This is a genomic window from Solidesulfovibrio carbinoliphilus subsp. oakridgensis (genome assembly GCF_000177215.2).
Classification (GTDB): domain Bacteria; phylum Desulfobacterota; class Desulfovibrionia; order Desulfovibrionales; family Desulfovibrionaceae; genus Solidesulfovibrio; species Solidesulfovibrio carbinoliphilus.
In genome coordinates this window covers 1-21,111 of sequence record NZ_CM001370.1, presented here as the reverse complement: position 1 = coordinate 21,111, position 21,111 = coordinate 1, and the positions used below count along the sequence as shown (strand labels likewise).

General features: G+C 57.5%; 18 protein-coding genes and 1 pseudogene. 5 read left to right on the top strand and 14 right to left on the bottom strand.

The genetic code is table 11. From position 1 onward, the window contains the following. Positions 1-75: 75 nt before the first annotated feature. From DFW101_RS18590 to DFW101_RS18570, 7 genes and pseudogenes are all read right to left on the bottom strand, one after another. A pseudogene (locus DFW101_RS18590) lies at positions 76-387 on the bottom strand (UshA-like (seleno)protein family 2); the annotation flags it as partial. Further along, positions 386-2,395, bottom strand: a complete 2,010-nt coding sequence (locus DFW101_RS18585; RefSeq protein ID WP_009183056.1) for a methyl-accepting chemotaxis protein — start codon at positions 2,393-2,395, stop codon at positions 386-388. The gene DFW101_RS18585 and the pseudogene DFW101_RS18590, both read right to left, overlap by 2 nt. Before the next feature lie 94 nt (positions 2,396-2,489). Next, the gene (locus DFW101_RS18580; protein WP_006917623.1) at positions 2,490-2,939 is read right to left on the bottom strand and encodes a periplasmic heavy metal sensor; all 450 of its coding nucleotides are present in this window, start codon (positions 2,937-2,939) and stop codon (positions 2,490-2,492) included. A gap of 118 nt (positions 2,940-3,057) precedes the next feature. Then, positions 3,058-3,285 carry a bacterioferritin-associated ferredoxin gene (locus DFW101_RS20115; protein ID WP_009183055.1) on the bottom strand — a complete coding sequence of 76 codons (228 nt, stop codon included), beginning with the start codon at positions 3,283-3,285 and terminating at the stop codon, positions 3,058-3,060. A gap of 415 nt (positions 3,286-3,700) precedes the next feature. Next, entirely contained in the window at positions 3,701-3,970 is a 270-nt protein-coding gene (locus DFW101_RS18575; RefSeq protein ID WP_009183054.1) for a hypothetical protein, read from the bottom strand. A gap of 83 nt (positions 3,971-4,053) precedes the next feature. Then, positions 4,054-4,362 (bottom strand): hypothetical protein, encoded by a 309-nt coding sequence (locus tag DFW101_RS19295; RefSeq protein ID WP_232286255.1) that lies wholly within the window; start codon positions 4,360-4,362, stop codon positions 4,054-4,056. Positions 4,363-4,427: 65 nt separating this feature from the next. Then, entirely contained in the window at positions 4,428-4,673 is a 246-nt protein-coding gene (locus DFW101_RS18570) for an SHOCT domain-containing protein (RefSeq protein ID WP_006918422.1), read from the bottom strand. A 248-nt stretch (positions 4,674-4,921) separates the two neighbouring features. Between DFW101_RS18570 and DFW101_RS18565 the strand changes: the two genes are divergently transcribed. Together DFW101_RS18565 and DFW101_RS18560 are read left to right on the top strand one after the other, a co-directional pair. Beyond that, positions 4,922-6,724, top strand: coding sequence for a PAS domain-containing sensor histidine kinase (locus DFW101_RS18565; protein ID WP_232286254.1), 1,803 nt, complete (start codon positions 4,922-4,924; stop codon positions 6,722-6,724). Beyond that, positions 6,721-8,091, top strand: coding sequence for a sigma 54-interacting transcriptional regulator (locus DFW101_RS18560; protein ID WP_006918417.1), 1,371 nt, complete (start codon positions 6,721-6,723; stop codon positions 8,089-8,091). The genes DFW101_RS18565 and DFW101_RS18560 overlap by 4 nt, the downstream gene beginning before the upstream one ends. 115 nt (positions 8,092-8,206) lie before the next feature. Here the strand turns inward: DFW101_RS18560 and DFW101_RS18555 are convergent, their stop codons facing one another. Beyond that, positions 8,207-11,044: an AAA family ATPase gene (locus tag DFW101_RS18555; RefSeq protein WP_009183053.1), complete on the bottom strand. Its 2,838-nt coding sequence runs from the start codon at positions 11,042-11,044 to the stop codon at positions 8,207-8,209. A 136-nt stretch (positions 11,045-11,180) separates the two neighbouring features. On the opposite strand from DFW101_RS18555, the gene DFW101_RS18550 reads away from it, so the two are divergent. Together DFW101_RS18550 and DFW101_RS18545 are read left to right on the top strand one after the other, a co-directional pair. Beyond that, positions 11,181-11,702 (top strand): DUF5710 domain-containing protein, encoded by a 522-nt coding sequence (locus DFW101_RS18550; protein ID WP_006918414.1) that lies wholly within the window; start codon positions 11,181-11,183, stop codon positions 11,700-11,702. Positions 11,703-11,704: 2 nt separating this feature from the next. Further along, a complete protein-coding gene (locus tag DFW101_RS18545; protein ID WP_231584066.1) occupies positions 11,705-12,223 on the top strand; it encodes a hypothetical protein in 519 nt (172 codons plus the stop codon). A 266-nt stretch (positions 12,224-12,489) separates the two neighbouring features. Here the strand turns inward: DFW101_RS18545 and DFW101_RS19715 are convergent, their stop codons facing one another. Together DFW101_RS19715 and DFW101_RS18535 are read right to left on the bottom strand one after the other, a co-directional pair. Next, on the bottom strand, positions 12,490-12,933 hold the full coding sequence (locus tag DFW101_RS19715; RefSeq protein ID WP_006918412.1) for a hypothetical protein: 444 nt from the start codon (positions 12,931-12,933) through the stop codon (positions 12,490-12,492). Between the two features lie 784 nt (positions 12,934-13,717). Then, positions 13,718-14,497 carry a ParA family protein gene (locus DFW101_RS18535; protein ID WP_006918411.1) on the bottom strand — a complete coding sequence of 260 codons (780 nt, stop codon included), beginning with the start codon at positions 14,495-14,497 and terminating at the stop codon, positions 13,718-13,720. Between the two features lie 267 nt (positions 14,498-14,764). Here DFW101_RS18535 and DFW101_RS18530 point away from each other — a divergent pair, with 267 nt between their 5' ends. Continuing rightward, positions 14,765-15,814, top strand: coding sequence for a Fic family protein (locus DFW101_RS18530; RefSeq protein ID WP_006918410.1), 1,050 nt, complete (start codon positions 14,765-14,767; stop codon positions 15,812-15,814). Between the two features lie 495 nt (positions 15,815-16,309). Here DFW101_RS18530 and DFW101_RS18525 read toward each other — a convergent pair whose 3' ends face one another. The 4 genes from DFW101_RS18525 to DFW101_RS19285 form a co-directional block, all read right to left on the bottom strand. Then, the gene (locus tag DFW101_RS18525; RefSeq protein ID WP_009183051.1) at positions 16,310-17,038 is read right to left on the bottom strand and encodes a PP2C family protein-serine/threonine phosphatase; all 729 of its coding nucleotides are present in this window, start codon (positions 17,036-17,038) and stop codon (positions 16,310-16,312) included. Between the two features lie 12 nt (positions 17,039-17,050). Then, the gene (locus DFW101_RS18520; protein WP_009183050.1) at positions 17,051-19,015 is read right to left on the bottom strand and encodes a bifunctional serine/threonine-protein kinase/formylglycine-generating enzyme family protein; all 1,965 of its coding nucleotides are present in this window, start codon (positions 19,013-19,015) and stop codon (positions 17,051-17,053) included. 64 nt (positions 19,016-19,079) lie between these two features. Continuing rightward, positions 19,080-20,093 carry an ATP-binding protein gene (locus DFW101_RS18515; protein WP_006918407.1) on the bottom strand — a complete coding sequence of 338 codons (1,014 nt, stop codon included), beginning with the start codon at positions 20,091-20,093 and terminating at the stop codon, positions 19,080-19,082. A gap of 26 nt (positions 20,094-20,119) precedes the next feature. After that, entirely contained in the window at positions 20,120-20,941 is an 822-nt protein-coding gene (locus DFW101_RS19285; RefSeq protein ID WP_006918406.1) for a universal stress protein, read from the bottom strand. Positions 20,942-21,111: the final 170 nt, after the last annotated feature.

Genomic DNA, 21,111 nt, shown 5'->3' with positions numbered 1-21,111 from the left:
ATGATCCTTGCTCACACGGGGTCCCCCCGTTTGACGCGAATTTCCGAATCCTTCTCTCGCATCACCATGCCGTCATTCAAAATTGACGTGATGTACGCCCTTGCCTTTGGGGAAGGGACGCATCCAGAGCGTCCGGCCCCCGGCCATGATCTTGCCCCGGTTGCCGGAGCCGTGACCTCCGCCGATTAACACGTCTAGGCCCCGTTTGTCCTCGGCTCTGTCCAGGAAATTGACCTCGCCCTGGTATCCCCAGGGACTCAGGCCGATGACCAAATTCACCTGGGGCCGCAGCTTCTCGGCTTCGCCCATGACGGCATCCATCTGCGCTTCCGTCGGGCCTTTTCCCGAATCCGGCAGCTCGGGCATGAAGACGAGCCCTAAGCGTTTATACGCCCGATCCCGCTAGTTCCTTGAGCCTATGCGCCATGGCGGCGAGATCGGCCGTGGCTTGCTTCGAACGTTCCACCCCCACGGCCGTTTCACGCGAAACCTCATTCACATCTCGGATATGCTCGTTGATGGCCGCGCTTGCCGAGGTCTGTTCTTCGGCGGCCCTGGCGATCAGTTCCACCTGGCGTGAGGTTTCTTCCACGAGGGGAACGATCCCCTCCAAGGCCTGGCCGGAAAGGGTCGCGAGGCTGGTTGCGTGCTGGATGGCCGAGGAGGCCTCGTCCATGCCGAGGATGCTTTCGCCCACGCCCGACTGGATGCGTTCCACCGCCTGTCCGACCTCCTTTGTGGCGGTCATGGTCTTTTCGGCCAGCTTGCGCACCTCGTCCGCCACCACGGCGAAGCCGCGTCCGGCCTCACCGGCCCGCGCCGCCTCGATGGCCGCGTTGAGGGCCAGCAGGTTCGTCTGGTCGGCGATGTCGGAAATGACTCCCATGATCCTGCCGATGGCCTCGGCCTGGTCGCCCAGGAGGGAGAGACTCTGTTTCAGCGACCCGGAAAGTTCCTGGACCTTGCCGATGGCCTCCACGGAGTTGGAGACGACCAATGCCCCTTCACGGGCCTTTCCCTTGGCGTCCTCGGCCAATCGTGAGGCCTTGGAGGCGTTGTCCGCCACCTCCCCCACGCTGGAGCCGATTTGGTTCATGGAAATGACGGTCTCAGACACCCGTTCGCTCTGAGCGGTCGCGCCAGCGGACACCTGTTCCATCTGGCTGGCGATGCTGTCCGTGGCCTCGGCGATAAGGCTTGCGGCCTGATCGACTTCACCGTTGACCCGCACGAGACACTCCAGGTGCTTGGCGATCTCGCGCTCCTTGAGGACCATTTCCGAGACGTCCCTGGCGACTTCAAGGAAGCCCAGCGTCTTGCCCTGTTCGTCCTTGACGGTCACGGCCCTGGGCTGGAAGAACGCATGGCCTGAGGCGGTATGGCATTCGATGACCCCAATATCTTGTCCTGACTGTCGGGCAGGCCGCAACAGCGTCCCGCAGACGCCAGGCTTGATGGCCTGGGTGCAGGCGCGGCCCACAAGGCGCTCTCCTGAAACGCCGGCCAACCTGGTGGCCGCATCGTTGGCCACCAGGATCACGTCTTCCCCGTCGGTCATGAAGATCGGGTCGGGAACGGCGTTGAGCACCGCGCGGTTCAAGGCCAAGGATTCGCCTATACGCTCCAGCAGATGATCCAAGGCCCTGGCGAGTTCACCGACTTCGTCGAGTCCAGCCATGCCCACCCGCAGGGATGTTTCACCTTCGGCAATCCGCGAAGCGATGCGCGCGATGTGCCTTAAAGGAAGCGAAATCCTTTTCCGGATGGACAAGGCGACGAGAAGGCAAACCGCCAAAGCCAACACGCCGCTGCCGAGCATGACCTTGCGCGTCAAATCCACGAGGCCATCCGCCTCAGCGGCGGCTGATTGCGCCAGGCCGGTCTGTTGGGTCCGCAGCGTATCGAGGCCTTCCTCCAAGGTCTTGCGGATCGCATCGGCCTTGGCCGAGGCCTCATGTCCCTTGTCCATGCCTTGCTGATGGAAGACAGTGAGAGTGCCGCGGGATTCGTCGAGGAATTTCCGAAAACCGTCCTCGATTTCCAGCATGACCTGTTGGTACTCAGTATTGCCCTCTTTGCGGAAGAGACTCAGGAAGTGCGCTGCATTCCCTGAAAATTCCTTTGCCAGGCGGTCAATTTCGGCTTCCGCCCCCGAGTCTGGCTTGTGCTGGTTCGCTATGGAGGTGAACACCTGCTGGATGCGCAGGATCGCGTCGCCCATTTGGTCCGCACGTAAGGCATTCGGAAGGTGCTGATTGACGACCCGCATGGCGTTGTTGTCCACTGCCTTCAAAAGGGTCAGTCCCATGGCGATGTTCACCAGAAACATGGCGGCCACGAGGCCAAAGCCCAATGCGAGCCGTGTTCCTATTTTCCAGTTCTCGAAAATCGCCATGCAAGAGTCCTCCCAAGGAATAATTGGATGCCGTGATCGAGCCATGAGAATGGGGGCGACGTTATGCCGCCCCCTTTATTCCTCTTCGTTGCGGTTACCAGCACATACCCATGCCGCCCATCATGCCAGGCCCCATCATGCCCATGCCGCCCATGGCCGGGATGCCTTCCTTGGTCAGCTGGTTTTGGAGAGCCACCTGGGCATCGTACATCTTGGCGAGCAGGTCGTTGATCTCCTTCGTCAACGCCTGAACCTTCTTATCGTCAGTGGCCCCGCCATAGAGCTGGGCGTTGAGCTCGGACTGTTTGGTGAAGAGCTGCTGCCTGAGCTGGGCCGTGGCAGTATAGTGCTCATTGTAAAGCTTCTGCGCGACGGCCTGTTTCTCCGGGGTCAGCCCAGACATGGGGCCTCCCATCATGCCCATGCCGTGGCCCCCCATCATGCCAGGACCCATCATCTGGGCGTTGGCCAAGCCGGACAGGCCAAGCAGCGAGACCATCGCCAGAGCGAGAGCAAGGCCGAGAGTCTTTTTACGCGTATTCATGGTATGCTCCTTGTTATTCGACGCAAGTCGATCAGTTAGGGGTCCGCTCACGAAAGGGAGAAAATCGTACGCCAAGGACTGGCAAGCGGCTACGATGCCCGGTTTCGCACCCACGCTATCAAGAAAAGCTTGATGTAATCCCGTTGTGTCTCATGGTGTCGTCCACCACCTGGCGGACATCGGCAAGGCATCAACGACCACTGGGATTCTTGGTCGCGCACTGACATCCACCAACCCTTTTTTCAGATACGATTCTTTCCATGATGGTAGACTTACCGTTCGCTACGACATCCCCCGCAATGTCTGAAGCTGTATAAGCGAAGCAATAGCATACGAGCTTTTCCATTGTTCTCCCCTTGCACATAAACGATCGGAACAAAATGATTTAACGTCAATTTGAAGTATACCTCAACCGAGCGTCAGGTCAGAGGAACAAATCACGTCAGGTTTGGGCCTGTTTCGGCTTTTCCTGACACGTTTTGTCCAGGCTCATAGGCTCCAACCTGACACTTTGGCCGTTAGCGTACGATTTTTTCCGTTTCGTGAACAGACCCCAGTTACTACCAGCTTCCCATGGAAGGGTTGGTGTAGGGGGTCATGTTCATGTTCGTCGCAGGCGAACCCCAATATCCCCCCCCGCAGTACCCCCCGGAATATCCTCGGGGTCCATAGTATGGAGCGCACGCGGTCACGAGCAGCAAGACCGTAAGAGCCAATATTACTTTGACCATAGCGCCTCCTCGCTGAAAGGTTTCGGGCTCCTACCACCAGCCGCAGCCCCATCCCCAGCCGTCGTAGCCGCCATAACCGTAACCAGTGGTCGGCGCGGTGGTGGTCGTCGGTGGCACCCAGCCCATCATGTTGCCCCAAGCCCCCCCGGAGGTGTACGTGCTCGGCTGCGTCGCCTGTACCGTTTGCCCCGAGGGCGTGCCCTGGTTGGTGGTCTGGGCCTGAGCGCTGATCCCGGCCAGCAGAGTGAGGCCAAGCACGGCCGAGGCCGCCAGGATCGTGGTCTTCTTCAGAACACTCATGATTTTACTCCCCATATTTCATTGTTGTTGATGTTGGCGAAACAGGTCGGAATGTCAGGCCAGCCTCGTCGACGCCAGAGTTGTTACCAGCAAGGGTAGCCGTAAGAACGCCCGGAGTACCGATAGTTCCCGTAATAGCTCCTGGGGGCGTTGGCGTAGCGGTTGGCCGCCTGCCGGTAACCCGGCTGTCCGGCCTGGGCATAGCCGGGTCCGGCAAACCAGGGACAGGGGGAACCGTATCCGTTGCCGTAAGAACCTGGCTGGCCATACATTCCCGGAGCGGCCGTTTGGGTCGCGGCCTGGTTGGGGCCGGTGGCCTGGGCCCGGGCGGTTCCGGCATCGACAAGAGCCAGAGAGCCGACCACGAGGGCGGCGGCCAAACCGACAGACATACGGCGTGTGATGTGCTTGAACATGAAAGACTCCCCAGTTTGTTTTGTGGGCCTAAGCCCGTTCGTTACGCCTGTTCCAAGACCTTCTTCATTTCCCGATACTCTTCCGGGTTGATCTCTCCTCTTGCCAGCCGCTCCTTGATGATTCCCAAGGAATCGTCCCTGTCGGCGCGACTGGTTTTGTCAGCTCTCCTTGAGACGAAGAGGAAAAGTCCCAAGAGCGCGGTCAGCAGCAGAATCGTTCCCAGCCCCCAGAAGGTTGTGCCCCCCATCCAGGGAGAGGAGAGAGGGAATCCACAGTCCCACATCATGGACAACCTCCTAGTTTGGCGTGGGATGTTGCCATCTTTTAAACCGCCTTGGTTGATCCCCTTAAAGCAAGGGATGTGCCAAAGCTTTATTATTTAGCTAACATACTTAAATTAAATGATTATGTTTTACGAAGGTTCAGAAGTGCTGGCCGGCGCGATGCGGATGCGAGTAAAGCCTACTCGCATTTTTTTCTCTATCCGTTTACTTTTTACGCGGCAGGCTTAATGTGTTTCCAGCCGGCGGCTTATTGGCCGGTTTGTTCGGAAGAGAGGTGATTATGCAAAAAAGACCAAAGGTGTGGCGCAAGGTCGTGGCGAACGTTCCGCCCTGGCTCTACCTCGGTTCGGTTTTCATTTTGGTTGGAATCGTCGTCGTCATGACCATGAGGAACACCCACCGGGAGAAAAGCCTCACTGCTCAGACGCTTCTTGAAAAGGGAGCGGCCCTTATTAAGGCCTTCGAGTCGGGAGCGCGAACGGGCATGGGGATGCACTGGAGGGGCGACCAGTTTCAGGTGCTCCTTGAGGAGATGGCGAACCAGCCCGGAATCTTCTATCTAGCCGTGACGGGTGAGGATGGCCTGATCCTGGCCGATAGCGACAAAGGCAAGATCGGCTCAAGGCTCCACGGCCCCGAGGAAATGAAGGCGCTCGCCATCGGGGCGAAGGAAAAATGGCGGGTCACAAGCCTGGCGGATGGGCGGAAGGCCTTTGAGGTCTACCGCGACTTCGCGCCCCTGGCCCGCCGTGATGCTGCGGAGTATTGTGAAGAAGAGGTTTGGCAATACGCGTGCCCCTGGAGCAGACCGGGTTCCTCGCAGGGGACCGGAAGGCAAGCCATCTTCATCGCGTTTGATGTCGCCCCCTTTGACGCGGCCTTAGCCGAGGACATGCACAATACGGTCATATTGTCGGCCATCCTGCTTCTGCTTGGCGTGGGCGGCGTCATGACCCTGTTTTGGGCGCAAAGCTACCGATTTTCCAGACGGCAACTCCAGGACACGAGGGCCTTTGCTTCGGAGATCATAAACAACCTTCCCGTGGGGCTCATCACCACGGACAGCGACGGCAAGCTGGCCGTGGTCAACAGCGCAGCCGAGAGGATTTCTGGGCTCAAGGCGGCCGACATCATGGGCAAGATCCCTGAGGAGGTTTTGCCCGGGGCCTGGTGCAGCCTCAGGGATGTTGTCGACAAAGGGGAACCCGTCATGGAGCACGAAACGGAGTGCTCCTTTGACGGAGAAAAAAATCTTCCCTTGAGCCTCAGCGCGTCGAAGATTCTCAATGAGGAGGGAACCCACCTGGGCAATCTCTTCATTTTCCGGGACCTGGGCGAGGTAAGAAGGCTCCAGGAAGAAGTGCGCCGCAAGGAAAAACTCGCCGCCCTGGGCAGCCTGGCCGCCGGCGTCGCCCATGAGATCAGAAACCCCCTCTCCTCAATCAAGGGTTTCGCCAAATACTTCGAGGGGCAGTGCGCCGAGGGTAGCCAGGGCCGGGAGCTAGCCGCCGTCATGGCCCAGGAGGTGGACAGGCTCAACCGGGTCATCACGGAACTCCTGGACTTTGCCCGGCCATCGGACCTGAAGACGCGTTCGACGGACGTGGGCAGTCTCATCGAGCATTCCCTCCGGCTGGTCCGCCAGGACGCCGAAGGAAAAAAAATCACAGTCACCTTCGACCGGAATGCAGGCCTGCCCGTCATCGCCATCGACCCCGACCGCCTCACCCAGGCCTTACTCAACCTCTACCTCAACGCCATCCAGGCCATGGAAAACGGCGGGACGCTTGCCGTCAGGGCAGCCGCCGACGGCCGAGGGGGCGTGCGGATCGAGGTGGAAGATTCGGGCAAGGGGATTGCGCCCGAGAGCCTGTCGAGCATCTTTAACCCCTACTTCACCACAAAATCCTCCGGGACCGGCCTTGGCTTGGCCATTGTGCAAAAGATCATCGAGGCCCACCGGGGAGAGGTCAAGGTTAAGAGCACCCCCGACCGGGGCACCACCTTCAACATCCTCCTGCCTGTGGGGCGGCCGGAAGGAGTTGCTTCATGACCGCAAAGCATAAAGCGACCGTTCTGATCGTTGACGACGACCAGGGGCACCGCACCATTCTTTTGGCTCTTATCAACGGCTGGGGGTACAAGGCGGCAGGGGCCGACGACGGGACAAAGGCCGTTACGCTGGCCAGGGAAAAGCCCTTCGATCTCATCCTCATGGACGTGCGCATGGCGGACATGGGCGGCATCGAGGCGCTGAAGGAAATCAAGGCGTATAATCCCTCCATCCCCATCCTCATCATGACCGCCTATTCGAATGTGGAATCGGCGGTGGAAGCGATCAAGGCGGGAGCGTACGACTACCTGACCAAGCCGCTGGACTTCGATGTGCTGCGATTAACCATGGAGCGGGCCTTAGAGCACGTATCTCTCAAGGCCGAGAACCAGGAGCTTCGGCAACGCCTTGTTTCCTCTTTTGATCCCAAAAATATTGTCGGCCGCAGTGAAGCCATGCGCCGGCTCATGGAGACGGTGGCCATGGTCGCGCCCTCCGAGGCGACGGTGCTCATCACCGGACAGTCCGGCACGGGCAAGGAACTGATCGCCAAGGCCATCCATTTCAACAGTCCCCGCAAAAACGGCCCGCTCGTCACCGTGAATTGCGCGGCCTTAAGCGAAACGCTTCTCGAATCGGAGCTGTTCGGCCACGAGAAGGGAGCCTTCACGGGAGCCGACAAGCGGCGCGAAGGCCGTTTTATGCAGGCCAACAAGGGGACGATCTTTCTCGACGAAATCGGAGAAATATCTTCCGCCATGCAGGCAAAACTCCTCCGGGTGATCCAGGAGCGGGAAATCCAAAGGGTGGGGAGCGACAACGCCCTGCGGGTGGACGTCCGCATCGTGGCGGCGACAAACCGCGATCTGAAAGCGGAAGTTGAAGCGGGAAGGTTCAGGCAAGACCTCTATTATCGCCTCAATGTCATGACCCTCACTGTCCCACCGCTTCGAGATCGCGGGGAGGACGTACCGCTTTTGGCCATGCACTTCCTTCACAAGTTCGCGGAGGCGAACAGGAAGGTCGCCAAGGGATTCACGCCCCAGGCCATGGACATGCTCCTTAAGTACGACTGGCCGGGCAACGTCCGCGAGCTGGAAAACGCCGTGGAGCGGGCGGTCGTACTCATGCCGGGAGATTTCGTCACAGAGAAAGAACTGCCTTTAAGCGTAAACCAGGAAAAGGCCCACGAGGAGCAGAATGCGAACCAATTGATTGAGCGAGGTCCAGCGGAAATTTTACCGCTGGAGGCGGTGGAGCGGGAGGCCATATTGGCGGCGTTGGAGGTGACGGGTGGCAATAAGACCGAGGCAGCCAAGCAGCTTGGTATCACACGAAAAACATTACTGGCAAAGCTTCAAAGATAGTCGGCAGGTTTCCCGTAGGTGGCGATGCAGCAACGGGGCCAGTGCTATCGTAATAGCAGAATACTCCAAATGAACACGGCGTAAACTGTAACCCAAGTTCGCCTTTTCGATAAGCCTAGCGGCTGTAGTCCATGCCTTTGATCTGGTGCTTGACAGCCTTCTCAAGGCCGCACTGCTGCATGAAGACGCCGGCTTTTTCGAGACCGAAAACCTTGGCTATTTCCGCCTTGACAGCCTGCTTGCCAAGCGTCCCCGCCAGCTCCTTGCAAGACTTCCTCAAAACCAGGTCCGCTTCCTGCTCCTTCCCTTCCAGCCTGACCAGCTTTTTCACAGCCGCTCGGTAATCCAGGCTTTCGGGCCGCATCTTCACCATGGCGGCCTTGTGCTTGTCTCTGGCCGTGATCGTTTCCCGCAACTCCCTGGCCTTGGCCTGGATGTGTTCCCGGGCCTTCTCCGGATTGGCAAAGCGTTCCTGCCTGTCCCTGGCCTCTCGGGCCGCCCGGAGGCGCTCCGGATCAATCTCCAGCTTGGGAGCATCCAGGGAAGGCTCCTCTACCCGCGACCGCCCTGGCAACGTCAAAGCCGGACCATCCCGGTCCCTCCCCCGCTCTTTGACCTGGTTAGCTTGACGCTCGTCCAGATAGCCAAGCGTCGAGGCGCGGTCCTGGCTCCGGCTCATGCTCCGGGCCAGCTGCTCGAAGCCCTTGACCTTCTCACTGTCCACGTAGAGCGTGAAATTGCCCTTGTGCCGGGTAGCGCCGACGTAGGTTGTCCGGTTGTTCCAGGTCACCCCGTGCAAGGCGTAAACATCTGTCTGCGTCTTTCCCTGCCCTTTGTAGACCGTCCCGGCATACCCAAGGGCAAACCCTTTGTACTCCCCAGGGTTAAAAGAAACCATCGCCCCACTATCAAGCCTGACCTCAATCTGCTTCTGACTTTGTTTCTGAACAGTGCCAAAATTTCCATTGATCAAATTCTTATCAATATTCTTCGCCGTGGCGTTAAATTGAATCCTGTCTCCAACTCCTATCGTCTGCTGAAACTTCTTTTCCCCTTTCTCACAAGCATAGGTGATGCCACCACGCACCTTCCCCAGCTCCCGCATGGTCTTGCTGCAGGCGTCGTTTATACGGTTCACTTCCGTATTTATTCCAGCATAAATGAATCGGTTAACGTCGGGATTTCGCGCGACGTCCCGTTTCCAATCCTGCAATAATACCTCTATCGGCTCCTTTGCTGCCTTGATGCAATCGTGTTCCTGGTAAGCCGTCATGGCCTCCTTGATCTTCCCATCGGCAAGATCCATGCTGGCCTGCCGCATCCAATCTTGCTTCTGCCGCCTGACCAACGAAATCAAGGCACTATCCGTTTTCTGCCGAATTTCGGTGTACATCCCCCCACGCTGGATGCTGGCCAGCTGCGCGTCGTCGCCAATCATGACGACCTTCGCCCCGGAAACGTCCGCCTGCTGCAGCAGGCGATGCATGGTCCTGTTATCCAGCATGGCCGCTTCATCGACGAAAACAACCGTCTTGCGGTCCCAGGCCTTGACCCGGCTGCGCGGGTTGGTGCGCGCCTTTTCCTGGCGCAAAAGCTCCGCATGGACCGTGGACGCCTCCTGAAAACCGTCCGTGTGCATGTCCCGGCTGACCGTGTTGGTCGGGGCCAAGCCCACCACCCGCCAGCCGTCGACCTCGAAAGCGTCCCGGGCCGCGCCCATGGTGTAGCTCTTGCCGGCCCCCGCCCGGCCCTGAATGACGCAAAGCCGGTTTGCGGCCGTCATCACGTCGAAGGCTTCCCGCTGCTCCGGGTCCAAGGTCTTGCGGGAAAGCGCCTGCTGCCGCGCTCGTTCCGAAACATGGCCGCCGCCCTCCCGCATCTTCCGGTCCGTCAGCTCCAGGATCGCCCGTTCCTCGGCCCGCACGAGCGTGGACGTGTAGAGCCCCGTTTCCTGACCCTGCCCGTCGTAGAGCTTCACGCACTCCGGGCAGGACAACACCCGCTGCTTCGCGGCCTCGCGTTCGATCATGTCCTCCACGCCGGCCTTTTTGAGCACCGCATTGAGCTCACGCTCCGTGAACAGGCATTGCCGGGCGGTCAGCTTTTCAAGGATCGTTTTCGGCTCCACCAGCGCGGTCTGCCGGGCGTCTTCAAGACGGGCCTCGTTCTCGGCCGTCTTCCATGACGCCTCGATGTGTCGGGCCTTGCCCTCGTGGAGCTGGAACACGACCCCGCGAGGATCAACGCGCAACTCAAACTCCCGTTCCTCGAAATAGCGATTTTGAAACGCCTCCCATTTTTCGCTGATTCGGTCCTGGGTCGAGACGAACCCTTTGCCATTTTTCCGGGCAAAGTCTGGGTTCAGGTCCGTGGCCTTGTGCTTGTCGAGCCCTTCGCGCCCAAGACGGCGGGTTGTCACCAGGACATGAAGATGCGGATTGCCCGCCTGCATGTGGATCGCCCACTGGCAGGCCAGGCCGTTATCCGTGAATTGTTCCTGGATATGCTGCCGCGCCATTTCGATGCGTTGGGCGTCGGTGATCTGCACGTCTTTCGGCAAGGCGAAGACGTAATGCTTGGCCAGCTGGGCACCCGCTCGAAGGCGGACTTCACCGGTCCTGGCAAGGTGCTTGGTGGCTATTTCCGCCTTATCCACCTCATCCCAAAGGCGCTGTTTGTCCCACCCTGGAGAACCAGGGGGAAGCTCAAATCCGCGAGCCAGCACTGGCTCGTCCGTTTTGTGGTTTCGGAAGTCGAAAGTTTCGCCGGTCAGGTCGCGAGTGTACCTATCGCGGTCGATATAGGCGGCCACGGCGACGCCGGATGTGCCCGTTGACATCCCGACGATAGAGCAGCCCGCGAAGCAGCAAGCCATATTCCTATTTAACGCCTTTTGTTTTTTGACTTTATCCCCACGGAAGTGGGGCGCAATGTTTTGGCTCTGCCAAAACATATATTGCGTGTAGCCTCATTCTTCGGCTCCAGCTTTAAGGCATCCGTTGGCCGTTTGGAAGTTTTTTCCATCGCTGCCTTGACATTATCCCTAAGGTCTATGATTCATTTCCTATATTTTTGAGGAGGCTCTCGAAATGGCTGAAAAAACGAAGCTGACGGCCGAGGAACGGCTTAAAAAAATTGAGCAGAAGCGCGCCAAGCTGGCAGAGGAAGCCGCCAAAATAAGAAAAGAGGCCAGGAAAAAAGAGGCCAACGTCAAAATGAAACTTGGTGGACTCGTCTGGAAAGCCGGCTTGCAGGATCAGCCGGATAACGTGATTCTCGGCATCCTAGTCGCCGGGTTTGAAAAGCTCGAAGCGGAGCGTGACTCTTTCGAAGATATTGGCCGAAAAAAGTTTGAGCATGATGCCAAGGCTAAGGCGGAAATGAAGACGAAGTCCCAGGAAGAAGAATCAGAAAATTCCGGTCATGGATCTGCTGGTGTCAAGAACCATCTGGCCACGCCTGCGGCTGTGAGGTTTTATCTCAACGTACCTATTGAGGAAAAAGACGCTGCCAAGGCTCTGGGCGCGAGATGGGACGGTGAGCACAAAAAATGGTGGTGCCATCCGGCCGACAAGGAAAAATTCATCAAGTGGTGGCCGGCGGGGGCGTAGACGTGAACAAGGACGTTGAAGAAATCTTCGAGAACATCCGCGACGTGGTGGCCGTCCACCAGGACGACGTGGCCGCCATGGGCAAACACGTCGCGCAAATGAAATCCGAGCTTCAGACCGTGGGCCTGTCTATCAGGGCCTTGGAAGAGGCGTCGAGAAAAGCCGAGGCCGCCGGCCAGCGAATCACCCAGCAGTTGACCGAGGCCCCCAGGATAACCAGGGACCGGGCAAAGATGTGGGTTGGTCTGGCCATGCTCGCCGCCCTCCTCTTCTTCGCCGCCGGCGGGTATGCCGGCTGGCGCTATGCCCAGGATGGCGTCACGAAAGAAATCGCGCAGCTGCCGGAACTGGCCAAATGGGCCGCAAGCAAGGAGGGCAAGGCCGTGTACCAGTTCGCCACTCAGGGTGAGTTGCAACGGCTCATGCGCTGCCAGGGCGATGGCTGGCAGGTCAAAAACGGCGTTTGCTACCCCTTCCCCAATTCCGAAACCAGCAAGGTCCACGGCTGGAGAATGCCCTAGAACGGGAGCGGGTGAAGAAACGGTGTTTTTCGCCTCCACAACCAGGGTTCCCGCCAGAACGCCCGAGAAGGCCGTTTCCGGGGCCGCCACACACTTGGATGGCCCAAGACCTGGAGAAAGCCAAAAAAATGCAACAGAGGCCCTGTAGGCGGCTTTCTGGTGCGGATTGGAGATGTCCCAGGACACCATCCGAGAGGGGATCGGCGGTGGAAGAGGGCGAAGGCGCAATTATCAGGGCGGGGATTTCGGGAGAGGATGAGCCGGAATTAGTTCCTGCGGTCACGCCACATTTTCTTCAGCCATGCATCCTTCGGGCCGCCTGGGTGGCCACGCAGGGCGTCGGCAAGCTCGTCGGGCGAGAGCCCATCCCGCCAGGCCTCGAATTGGGCTTGCTCGGCGGCCTGCCGGGCGGCGACAACCGCCTTGGCTTCGGCCTCGGCGTCCTTGGCGGCCTGCTCCTCGGGGCTGACGTAGCCTTTGGGCCGGCGGTAGTAGCCGGTTCGGGCCAGGGCAGTGAACACCCATGAGCATGGATCGGCCACGGGCTGGCCAGCCTTGTCCAGCATTTTGCCGTTTTCTAATTCCCATTCGGCATGGTCCAGGCCGGCGACGATGCGGTCGGTGGGTTTGCCGAGCTGGTCCAGGTTATCCACGATCTGCTCCATCTGGTCCGCGCCAAAGCCGGCCCGGACCAGATGGGGCCAGGTCATGGCTAGCGTCTCTTGAGAGATAGATAGAGTATTTAATCTATCTATCTTAAGAGAGTGTGGTGCGTGTTCGTTTCGGGTGCCCGGTTCGGGTGCCCGAAACGGGTGTTCGGTTCGGGTGTTCAGTTCGGGTGCCCGGTTGTGGAGTAGGGCGAAGAAAACCCCCTGCTTATTACCCTCTCTCCATGGTCGTTTTTCGAGCATTCCAAGCGTGACAAATTTTTTCACCACGCGGCGCACCGTTCCCCTGGGAACGTCTGTTTCCGCTGCAATTAAATCATAATTTGTGACATGTGGCCCGTTCACCTGAAAATAGCGAAGCAATGTTTTTTGGGCTAGCGTGGCAGCCTCTACCGGAGGACACAGCTTGATCAGGTTTGGCTGCGGGTGTTCGGGTTGAGTGCTCGGTTCGGGTGTTCGAATCGGGTGTCCAATGCGGATGCTCGAACCGAGTGCCCGCGTTGGGTGCTCGGTTCGGGTGCTCGGTTCGGGTCGAACACCCGGTTCAGGTGTTCGGTTCGGGTGTCCGTCATGGGTGCTCGATTCGGGTGCTCGATTCGGGTGCTCGGTCTGATCTGGTCTGATTTGGTCTGACCCAATCTGACTATCTCGCCGTGAATGTGTTGAAATCTGCCTAGCGATATCGGCCAAGTTGGGTTCGGCATCAAGCGGACTAGTCGCCATAAACTTATCGAAGGCGGTAGGGTGAGTCCTTCCTTCTGGCGTGCTTTCTGCCGCTGGCTTAACTTTGGATAGGATGCTGGAAATTCCCTTGCGTTCGGTCATATCAGCCTCCGACCAAATCCAAGACCTCTTGGGCCAAAGCACGATACGCCTTTGCCCCAGGTCCCTTAGTGTTCTGGCGCAAGACCGTCTCCCGTAGGTGTTCGGCCTGTTGGAATTGAGCGCTTGCTGGGATGGTAGTGGAGAAGATCATTTCTGATCCTAGCTTGTCAGCCAGTTGCGCCATAGTGACCTTCCCCATGGTTGTTCTGCGGTCCACATTGTTGATGAGGAGTCGGAAGAATCGTAGGCCTGGGTTTGTGTCCTGCTGAATCTCTTTGATCAATTTAATGGTTCGCAGAAGTCCATCCAGTGAGAAACCTGACCCAGAAACCGTAGGTGAGATGACTAAATTGGCCGATATGAGGGCAGACATGGTCCAGAACCCCAAGTTGGGTGGGCAGTCCAGAAAGACAAAGTCGTACTTTGCGTCGGCGTGCGGACGCAATCTATCGCGTAGTAATGGAAGCTTTAGGTCAGCTTCCTTAATCAAGTCGAACTCCATAGCCGCGACCTCCTCCACATTGGGGAGGACATCGACCATTTCATACTTCGATGGATAGATGCAGTCGGCTGTTTCGGCTGTGCCCGAAAGTAGTTCGTAGAGGCTATTTCGTGGAGTATCCCCTATCCGAAGCAGGAGAGACGTGGCGTTGCATTGAGTATCAAGGTCGCAGACGAGTACCCTTTTCCCCCGATTGGCGAGTGCATGGGCTAGAGTAACGGAACAGCACGTTTTCCCTGACCCTCCCTTGTTATTTGAGCAAGCGATGATCACACTCATTTTTGCCCCCTATTGAGGGGTGTATACAAATTTTTAGCTCGGTAAATCAAGCATTTTCTGGTGCGAATAGAGGAGGCTGGCGGATTTAATCAAGGGGCATCTCTGTCCATTCCCCTTCTCCTCTCTCGCCACAAAAACTTCGCACTCCACCACGCCCTTCCGGTGAGGGGACACCGGGAGAGGGTCAACATTGGCGAAACAGAGGGACACGCTTCAAACTGGACTTATGGGTGAATGTGGGTGTAAATATGGGTGTAAGGGACTCACATGATCAAAACAGACAGCATCCGCATCACGCCGGAGTTTTTGGCGATAATCGCAGAATGTGACGAGTTTAAGGGCGCTTGGCGTGCCCTTGGCGCGTTGGCTCCCGAACGCCTGAACGCCCTGCGTCATGTCGCCACGATTGAAAGCATCGGGTCATCAACCCGGATTGAAGGGGCCAAGCTGTCTGACCGTGAGGTTGAACGCCTTCTTTCCGACCTTAAAATCAACTCTTTTATCACGCGTGACGAACAGGAAGTGGCCGGTTATGCGGAAACAATGGGAACGATCTTTGAGGTATGGCCCCACATTCCGCTCACTGAGAACCATATCAAGCAGCTTCACCGCGACCTTCTGCGCCACAGCGAAAAGGACGACCGCCACCGTGGGGGATATAAAACACTCCCGAACAGTGTCGTCGCGTTTGACGAGACAGGCCAGCAAATCGGCATCATCTTTGAGACAGCTTCGCCATTCGATACGCCAAGGCTAATGGCTGAGCTTGTCGAGTGGTATATCGAGGCCCGAGAAACGAGACGACTACATCCGCTTTTGCTGATTGCCGTATTTGTGGTTGTTTTTTTAGAAATTCACCCATTCCAAGACGGCAACGGTCGTTTGAGCCGTATTTTGACAACCCTTCTCTTGTTGCAGGCGGGCTATACTTATGTCCCTTATAGCTCTTTGGAAAGCGTCATAGAAAACAGCAAGGAGGCCTATTATCTTGCATTGCGCCAAACACAGGGGACGATCCGCACCGATACGCCGAACTGGCAACCTTGGATTTTGTTTTTTCTTCAAGCCCTAGCGCAACAAAAACGACGTCTAGCGGCTAAGGTGGAGCGAGAAAAAATCACGCTCGCGACGTTGCCAGAACTTGCGGCACAGATCATCGAGCAAGCGCGGCAACATGGGCGCGTTACGATTGGCGAAATGGCCAAAGTGACGGGGGCTAGTCGTAACACGCTAAAGGTGCATTTCCGGCGACTTGTTGAACAAGGGCATTTAACGCGTTATGGGACCGGGAAGGGCTCTTGGTATGCCCTCCCATAGTGGAAGAAAAAACGCTATTCTGGCCGTGACATTGGATGGCTGGGAAAATCGACGGGAATCTCCACACGGGGTTTTCTGCGTTTGAAGCTCCAGGTGATCCTTGTCTGGTCGTGCTGACGGAAATAGCGAAGCGTGCGCGAGCTGCATACGCTAAAACAGATTCGTATACGGCCCTGGCACGTTTGGGCGATTCCTGGCGGCCTCGATGCGGCCCGTTCAGGGTAAGGTGTTGGGATGGTTGAAAAGGTGATGCCCCGGAACGGACGTTATGGAAACTTCGATGGAAGGCGGTAACACCCAGTTCCAGTATCGCATACTTCCGCCTGAGAAAAAACCTCTTTGGCCTGAACCGGTACAGGAACGCCCAGTGCGATGCAACAAGTTGAAAATTTGTGATTTGCTTGTCAGACCTCTCACGCCCAGGGGCCTGCTCGAAGCTACTTGATACCTGGTGACATGAATGTTGGGTTTACCCCTTAGAGGGGGGCGTACCCGTCAGCTGTTGCTGGATGTCGGAGTCGATTGCATCACGATAACGGTGGTGTTGTCTCGGCCACCAGCCGCCAGGGCCTGATTGAGTAATGTGGTCGCCATTTGCTGCGTCGTTCCGTTCGAGGCCATGACAGTGGCGATGTCCGCCTCTTGCAACTCCTTGAACAATCCGTCTGTGCACAAAATGAGAGTGTCACCCTCATGCAGGACAATGCTCCCAGTGTCAGGCTCAGACCCGGCGCAACCAACGCACTTTTCCAGTATATTCCGGAAAGGATGTGTTTTGGCTTGTTCCGGGGTGATACTGCCGTCATCCAAAAAATCCTGAAGAAAAGTGTGATCGGTGGTAATCTGAGAGAGGATGTCCTTTCGCCACAGATAGAGGCGGCTATCGCCGAGATGGGCGTAAACGGCAAAGCCGTCTTGTACCCAAGCCACGGTGGCAGTGGAACCCATGCCTTCCAAACGCGGGTCAATCAATGTTTTCTCACGGATAACGTGCTCAGCCGTCTCCACGGCCAAGGCCAAGAGGCATTCCGACGACCCGCCGTCTGGTTCCAGACGGGCCAGGGCGTCAACAACCGCCTGGGCTGCCACATCGCCCCCAGCCTGGCCGCCAAGGCCGTCGGCCACGGCCAGAAGCATGGAGCCATCTGGGAATTCCTTGACCAGGAATCGGTCCTGGTTTTGGCGTCTGACCCGACCTTGATCGCTCGCCCCGAATGCTTGCATGGCTGCCTTCGATTACAATGAGGATTGGGGCTGGGGCATGGGGATGACCGTGCGAAATCCCACGTCAGCAAAGCCTTCCCAGGACTGACGCTTGAGCGGTTCAATTAAGGATGCGTCGGTCGGCGGGCCGCCGGTGACAAAGTAATGCGTCTCTGTACCGATCACCATGGTGGTCCACTCGTTGATATTTGTCCCAAGCCCCCGGATGCCAAGCCGGTTGGCCGGTGCGTCGGCCACTGAAAAAAGCTTGCGTTCCGGGATGGCCGGTTTGACTTGCTTCGGTTTAGTCGGAACAGCTGGTTTGACCTGTTTCTGTTTGGGCGGGGTTCTTTCCTGCCACCATCCGTCCATTTCCATGCCCTGAGCAAGCACAAAAGGGACTCGGGACGGTGCGAGCGAATTGGTCTTTCCAACATCTTCCCCCAATCGTTGAGCCAGCCGCCACTCGGCCACCGTGGGCAGGCGGGAACCGTAGAAGTCGGCAAAAGCCCGTGCTCCCTTGGCGGAGACCCTGACCACGGGGTTCATGGCCGTGGCCGGGTCCATCACGAACATGCCCTGCCGATAGGTGATAGGCTCATACCAAGGGGAGATCTCCCCCAACAGCAGCCATATTCCATCTTCACCAGAAACCGCCCCTTCCTTGATTGTGACGCGGTCGCGCACCAGATTCAAGAACATGACGAACTGATGATTGGTGATTTGGGTTTCCTGCATATAAAACGACGGCACAAGCACCGTATCCGGCGCTCCATCGACCCCAGGGGAAATCTCGCCGCCCGGAACCATGAGAAATGTCGAGCCGTTTCGTCCTGAAAAACGTGGAGGTGGCGTCTCGCCCGGGGCCAGGGGGGGCTGGGGAGCGGCCTCGCCGGGATGATGACCGGCCGGGGCCTCCGCCGTTGACGGCGACTGCGGCGCGGCAGGTGGCGTAGAGGACGGCGCGGTCATTTCCGTATTCACCGCTTCCTGTCCAATCTGCCGTGACGGCATTTGCCACAGGAAATGGTAGAGCAGCCCTCCTCCGAAAAGCACGGCCAGGACGACGGCGGAGACAAACCAAGCGGTGCGGTGTGGGGCGGCCTGGCGGGTCTCTTTGACCGGGGCTTCGACCACAAGATCTTCTAGGGTCTGGCGCAGGCTTCGGATTGATGGCAGGCGCTTGGCCACCTTTTTGGCGGTGGCCTGCCGGATGATCCGATCCAGGCGCTTTTGGAAGTCGGTGACCGGGTTTTCCAACCCCACCGTTTCGAACGGCTTGGCTTTTTTCAGGGCCTTTTTCCCAGCCACGGCTTCGAACAGAACCCGCCCCAGGGAGAAGACGTCGGCCCGGATGTCGGCTAGGTTCAAGTCCAGGAACTGCTCCTCGGCCATGTAGGGCAAGGTGCCGATGATGTGGTGGTCTTGAGTCACGCAATCGCGCACGTTACCCCCGGCCAGTCCAAAGTCGGCGATCTTGGGCGTCCCATCGTCGATGAGCACGTTGGCGGGTTTGAGGTCGCGGTGGATGACGCCCTGGGCGTGTACAGCCTCCATGCCGTTGCAGACGGGCAGGAAATATTCTCGTATCCAGCTCTTGAGAGTCGCTTCGTCGCTCCCCAAACCCTCTTCGGGCATGGTCTGGGTCAGGGTCGGGCCTGGCACGTATTCCATGACGAGATAATTCAGAGGAGAACCGTCGATATCCACTTGATCGTAGTCGAACACCTGGAGGATATTGGGGTGGCGCAGTCGGGCCATGACCTGTACTTCCCGTCGAAACCGTTCCAGCTCAACCGCCACCTCCGCCTCGTCGTCCGCCAAGCTTTCCAGAAACGCCCGGGACATGATTTTCAAGGCCACCCGCCGCTCCAGGTCCCGCTGCTTAGCTAGGTAGACCTCGCCCTTGCCGCCAGTGGCAATATGATCCAAGATCGTCCACTTGTCGTTAATGACGGTCCCTTCCTCAAACAGAGGCTTTTTTTCGTCATCAGCCATGCCTGTCTCCTGAACGATCCTGTCCGCCTGGTTATTCCAAACCGGAGGGGAGGTTTTCGACGGCCTAGGCCCCAAACCCCATGAGGGGTTCGTCGCCTGCGCGCTCCCTGGGTATATGCAAGTGGAAGGCCGCGCCCTTGCCAGGCTCGCTCTCCACGGTTATGTCTCCACCGATATCCTTGAGGAACTTTTTGGTCGAAGCCAAGGTCAAACCATGGCCGCGTGGCTTTGTGCTAAAAAAAGGCATGAAAATTTTATCTATGTGTTCCGGCGGGATACCCTGCCCTTTGTCGCGTACCGTGATCAGGCAAAATTGGCCCTGACGCCCGGTTGCGATGGTGACGATGCCCCCGGCTGGCGAGGCCTCCACGGCATTTTTCACCAAAGCGTCGATGATGCCGCCGAACTCTTCGGATACGGCTCTGGTGCGGCAACCCGCCGGATCGTTTTCCACCATCAACTTGACCCCGACCTTGTGAGCCACACTCTCAAGGCGGGCGGCACTGGCGGTCACCAGGTCGTTGATGTCGAGTGATATGGCAGGAACTTGATGGGATGGGATAACGCGCACCAGAGCGTACAGGAGATGATCTAGGCGGTCGATTTCGCACTGGACGTCGGGTTCCACGCCGGGATTGCGGAACCCGCCCCCCTCACGCACCAAGCGACGCAATGCCACGACGACATCCTTGACTTCCAGGCCGATGGCAGCGGCGGCCCGGCCGAGGAGGGCCATTTTTTCGGCTCCAAGCAGCCGCTCCTGCTCCCTAGCCCGGCGATCCTCCAACAGCCCCATGAGCAGGGCCACCACATTGAACATGATAAGTTGGGCAATCACGGTGGCGGGCGTGTCGTGGAGCATCTTCCCGGATAAAATTGGCGGCAGATAGAGCACGGTAATGGCCAGGGAGGTGAGCAAGGCCACGCGCAGGCCGAACCAAAACCCGGCCAGCAGGATGGGGATGAAGTAGAGCTCACGGTGCAGCAGATGCAAGGCGGGATGGCTGGGCGCGACGCCGTAGTGCAGGGCCGTGACCACGACGATTGATCCCACGATCATGATTGCCTTCAGGTTCATGACGCCTCCTCATGGCTCATTGAAAATCAACAAACAATAAGCACAGGGCATGGTGCTTCCCGAACAAGAGCAACATTCGTGTTTCCAAAAAGAAGTTCTTGAGCTTTGGGCATCTTTGTGCATCCTACGATGATCATGTCGTAATGGCCACGATGCTGCTCTTCCAAGATTTCTTTTGCCATGGTCTTTCCTTCGACAGTTATCGTTCGTTCTCGAATGTTCGTTTCGGATACTCCTCCCTGAAGCAAGATAGTTTTGACGCGTTCCACTAGGATGCTCATTTCGGTGTTTGATTTTTCAAATGCCACATTGAATTCTTGTTTTGTAGCAAAAATATCTTGCGATTGAACTCTTATGAGTCCCACCATTGTGATGGTTGTTGTGCTTTGATGCGAAAAGTTGTCGGCCAAATAGCGAGCTGCTCTAACTGTATTTTCTGCGCTATAAATGCTGAAGAGTATGTTCTTGCTTGGTTTGGGTAGCTCTTCCTCATAGTCGCTTGAAGCCAAGGTGAACTGTGATCTTCGAAGATCGTAGTAAGTACCGACAAAATATCCAGCCGCATTGAAGAAAACTATTTCCAGCATATTGCTAAAATAGGTGGCGCTGCCCAAAGGAGTTCCCAGCATGGCGCACGGGAGGTACACGGCCGATGAAGCGAGAGACGTGAATATTCCTCCCTTTTTTCCGAACCAATACGCTCCAATGAGTATTGGAATAAAATACAATTCACGATATACAATATCAATTTTAGATAGATGTAGTGCGGTGGCGTAATCGAAAAAAGCTATGATTAAGACCAAGAGCGCAACAATCGCAAATTTATAAGACTTTTTTAAAGAAATCATGACGCCTCCATATCTTTTATTGAAATGTCAACCGCCCCGCACATCCTTCCGCAACAGGGTGCTCGCGTCAGGATGTGTCGGCGATGGTCCGAGGGCCTGCCGTTCATCATCACTTCAAAGTGAAGGTTGTTGCCGGTGGCGCGTCCACTACGCCCCAAAAGGCCGACAGC

Excerpts from the sequence above, each read along its gene's own strand:
- DFW101_RS18585 (WP_009183056.1), bottom strand. The coding sequence starts at position 2,395 with ATGGCGATTTTCGAGAACTGGAAAATAGGAACACGGCTCGCATTGGGC.
- DFW101_RS18580 (WP_006917623.1), bottom strand. The coding sequence starts at position 2,939 with ATGAATACGCGTAAAAAGACTCTCGGCCTTGCTCTCGCTCTGGCGATG.
- DFW101_RS18575 (WP_009183054.1), bottom strand. The coding sequence starts at position 3,970 with ATGAGTGTTCTGAAGAAGACCACGATCCTGGCGGCCTCGGCCGTGCTT.
- DFW101_RS19295 (WP_232286255.1), bottom strand. The coding sequence starts at position 4,362 with ATGTCTGTCGGTTTGGCCGCCGCCCTCGTGGTCGGCTCTCTGGCTCTT.
- DFW101_RS18570 (WP_006918422.1), bottom strand. The coding sequence starts at position 4,673 with ATGATGTGGGACTGTGGATTCCCTCTCTCCTCTCCCTGGATGGGGGGC.
- DFW101_RS18560 (WP_006918417.1), top strand. The coding sequence starts at position 6,721 with ATGACCGCAAAGCATAAAGCGACCGTTCTGATCGTTGACGACGACCAG.
- DFW101_RS18555 (WP_009183053.1), bottom strand. The coding sequence starts at position 11,044 with ATGTTTTGGCAGAGCCAAAACATTGCGCCCCACTTCCGTGGGGATAAA.
- DFW101_RS18550 (WP_006918414.1), top strand. The coding sequence starts at position 11,181 with ATGGCTGAAAAAACGAAGCTGACGGCCGAGGAACGGCTTAAAAAAATT.
- DFW101_RS19715 (WP_006918412.1), bottom strand. The coding sequence starts at position 12,933 with ATGACCTGGCCCCATCTGGTCCGGGCCGGCTTTGGCGCGGACCAGATG.
- DFW101_RS18535 (WP_006918411.1), bottom strand. The coding sequence starts at position 14,497 with ATGAGTGTGATCATCGCTTGCTCAAATAACAAGGGAGGGTCAGGGAAA.
- DFW101_RS18530 (WP_006918410.1), top strand. The coding sequence starts at position 14,765 with ATGATCAAAACAGACAGCATCCGCATCACGCCGGAGTTTTTGGCGATA.
- DFW101_RS18525 (WP_009183051.1), bottom strand. The coding sequence starts at position 17,038 with ATGCAAGCATTCGGGGCGAGCGATCAAGGTCGGGTCAGACGCCAAAAC.
- DFW101_RS18520 (WP_009183050.1), bottom strand. The coding sequence starts at position 19,015 with ATGGCTGATGACGAAAAAAAGCCTCTGTTTGAGGAAGGGACCGTCATT.
- DFW101_RS18515 (WP_006918407.1), bottom strand. The coding sequence starts at position 20,093 with ATGAACCTGAAGGCAATCATGATCGTGGGATCAATCGTCGTGGTCACG.
- DFW101_RS19285 (WP_006918406.1), bottom strand. The coding sequence starts at position 20,941 with ATGATTTCTTTAAAAAAGTCTTATAAATTTGCGATTGTTGCGCTCTTG.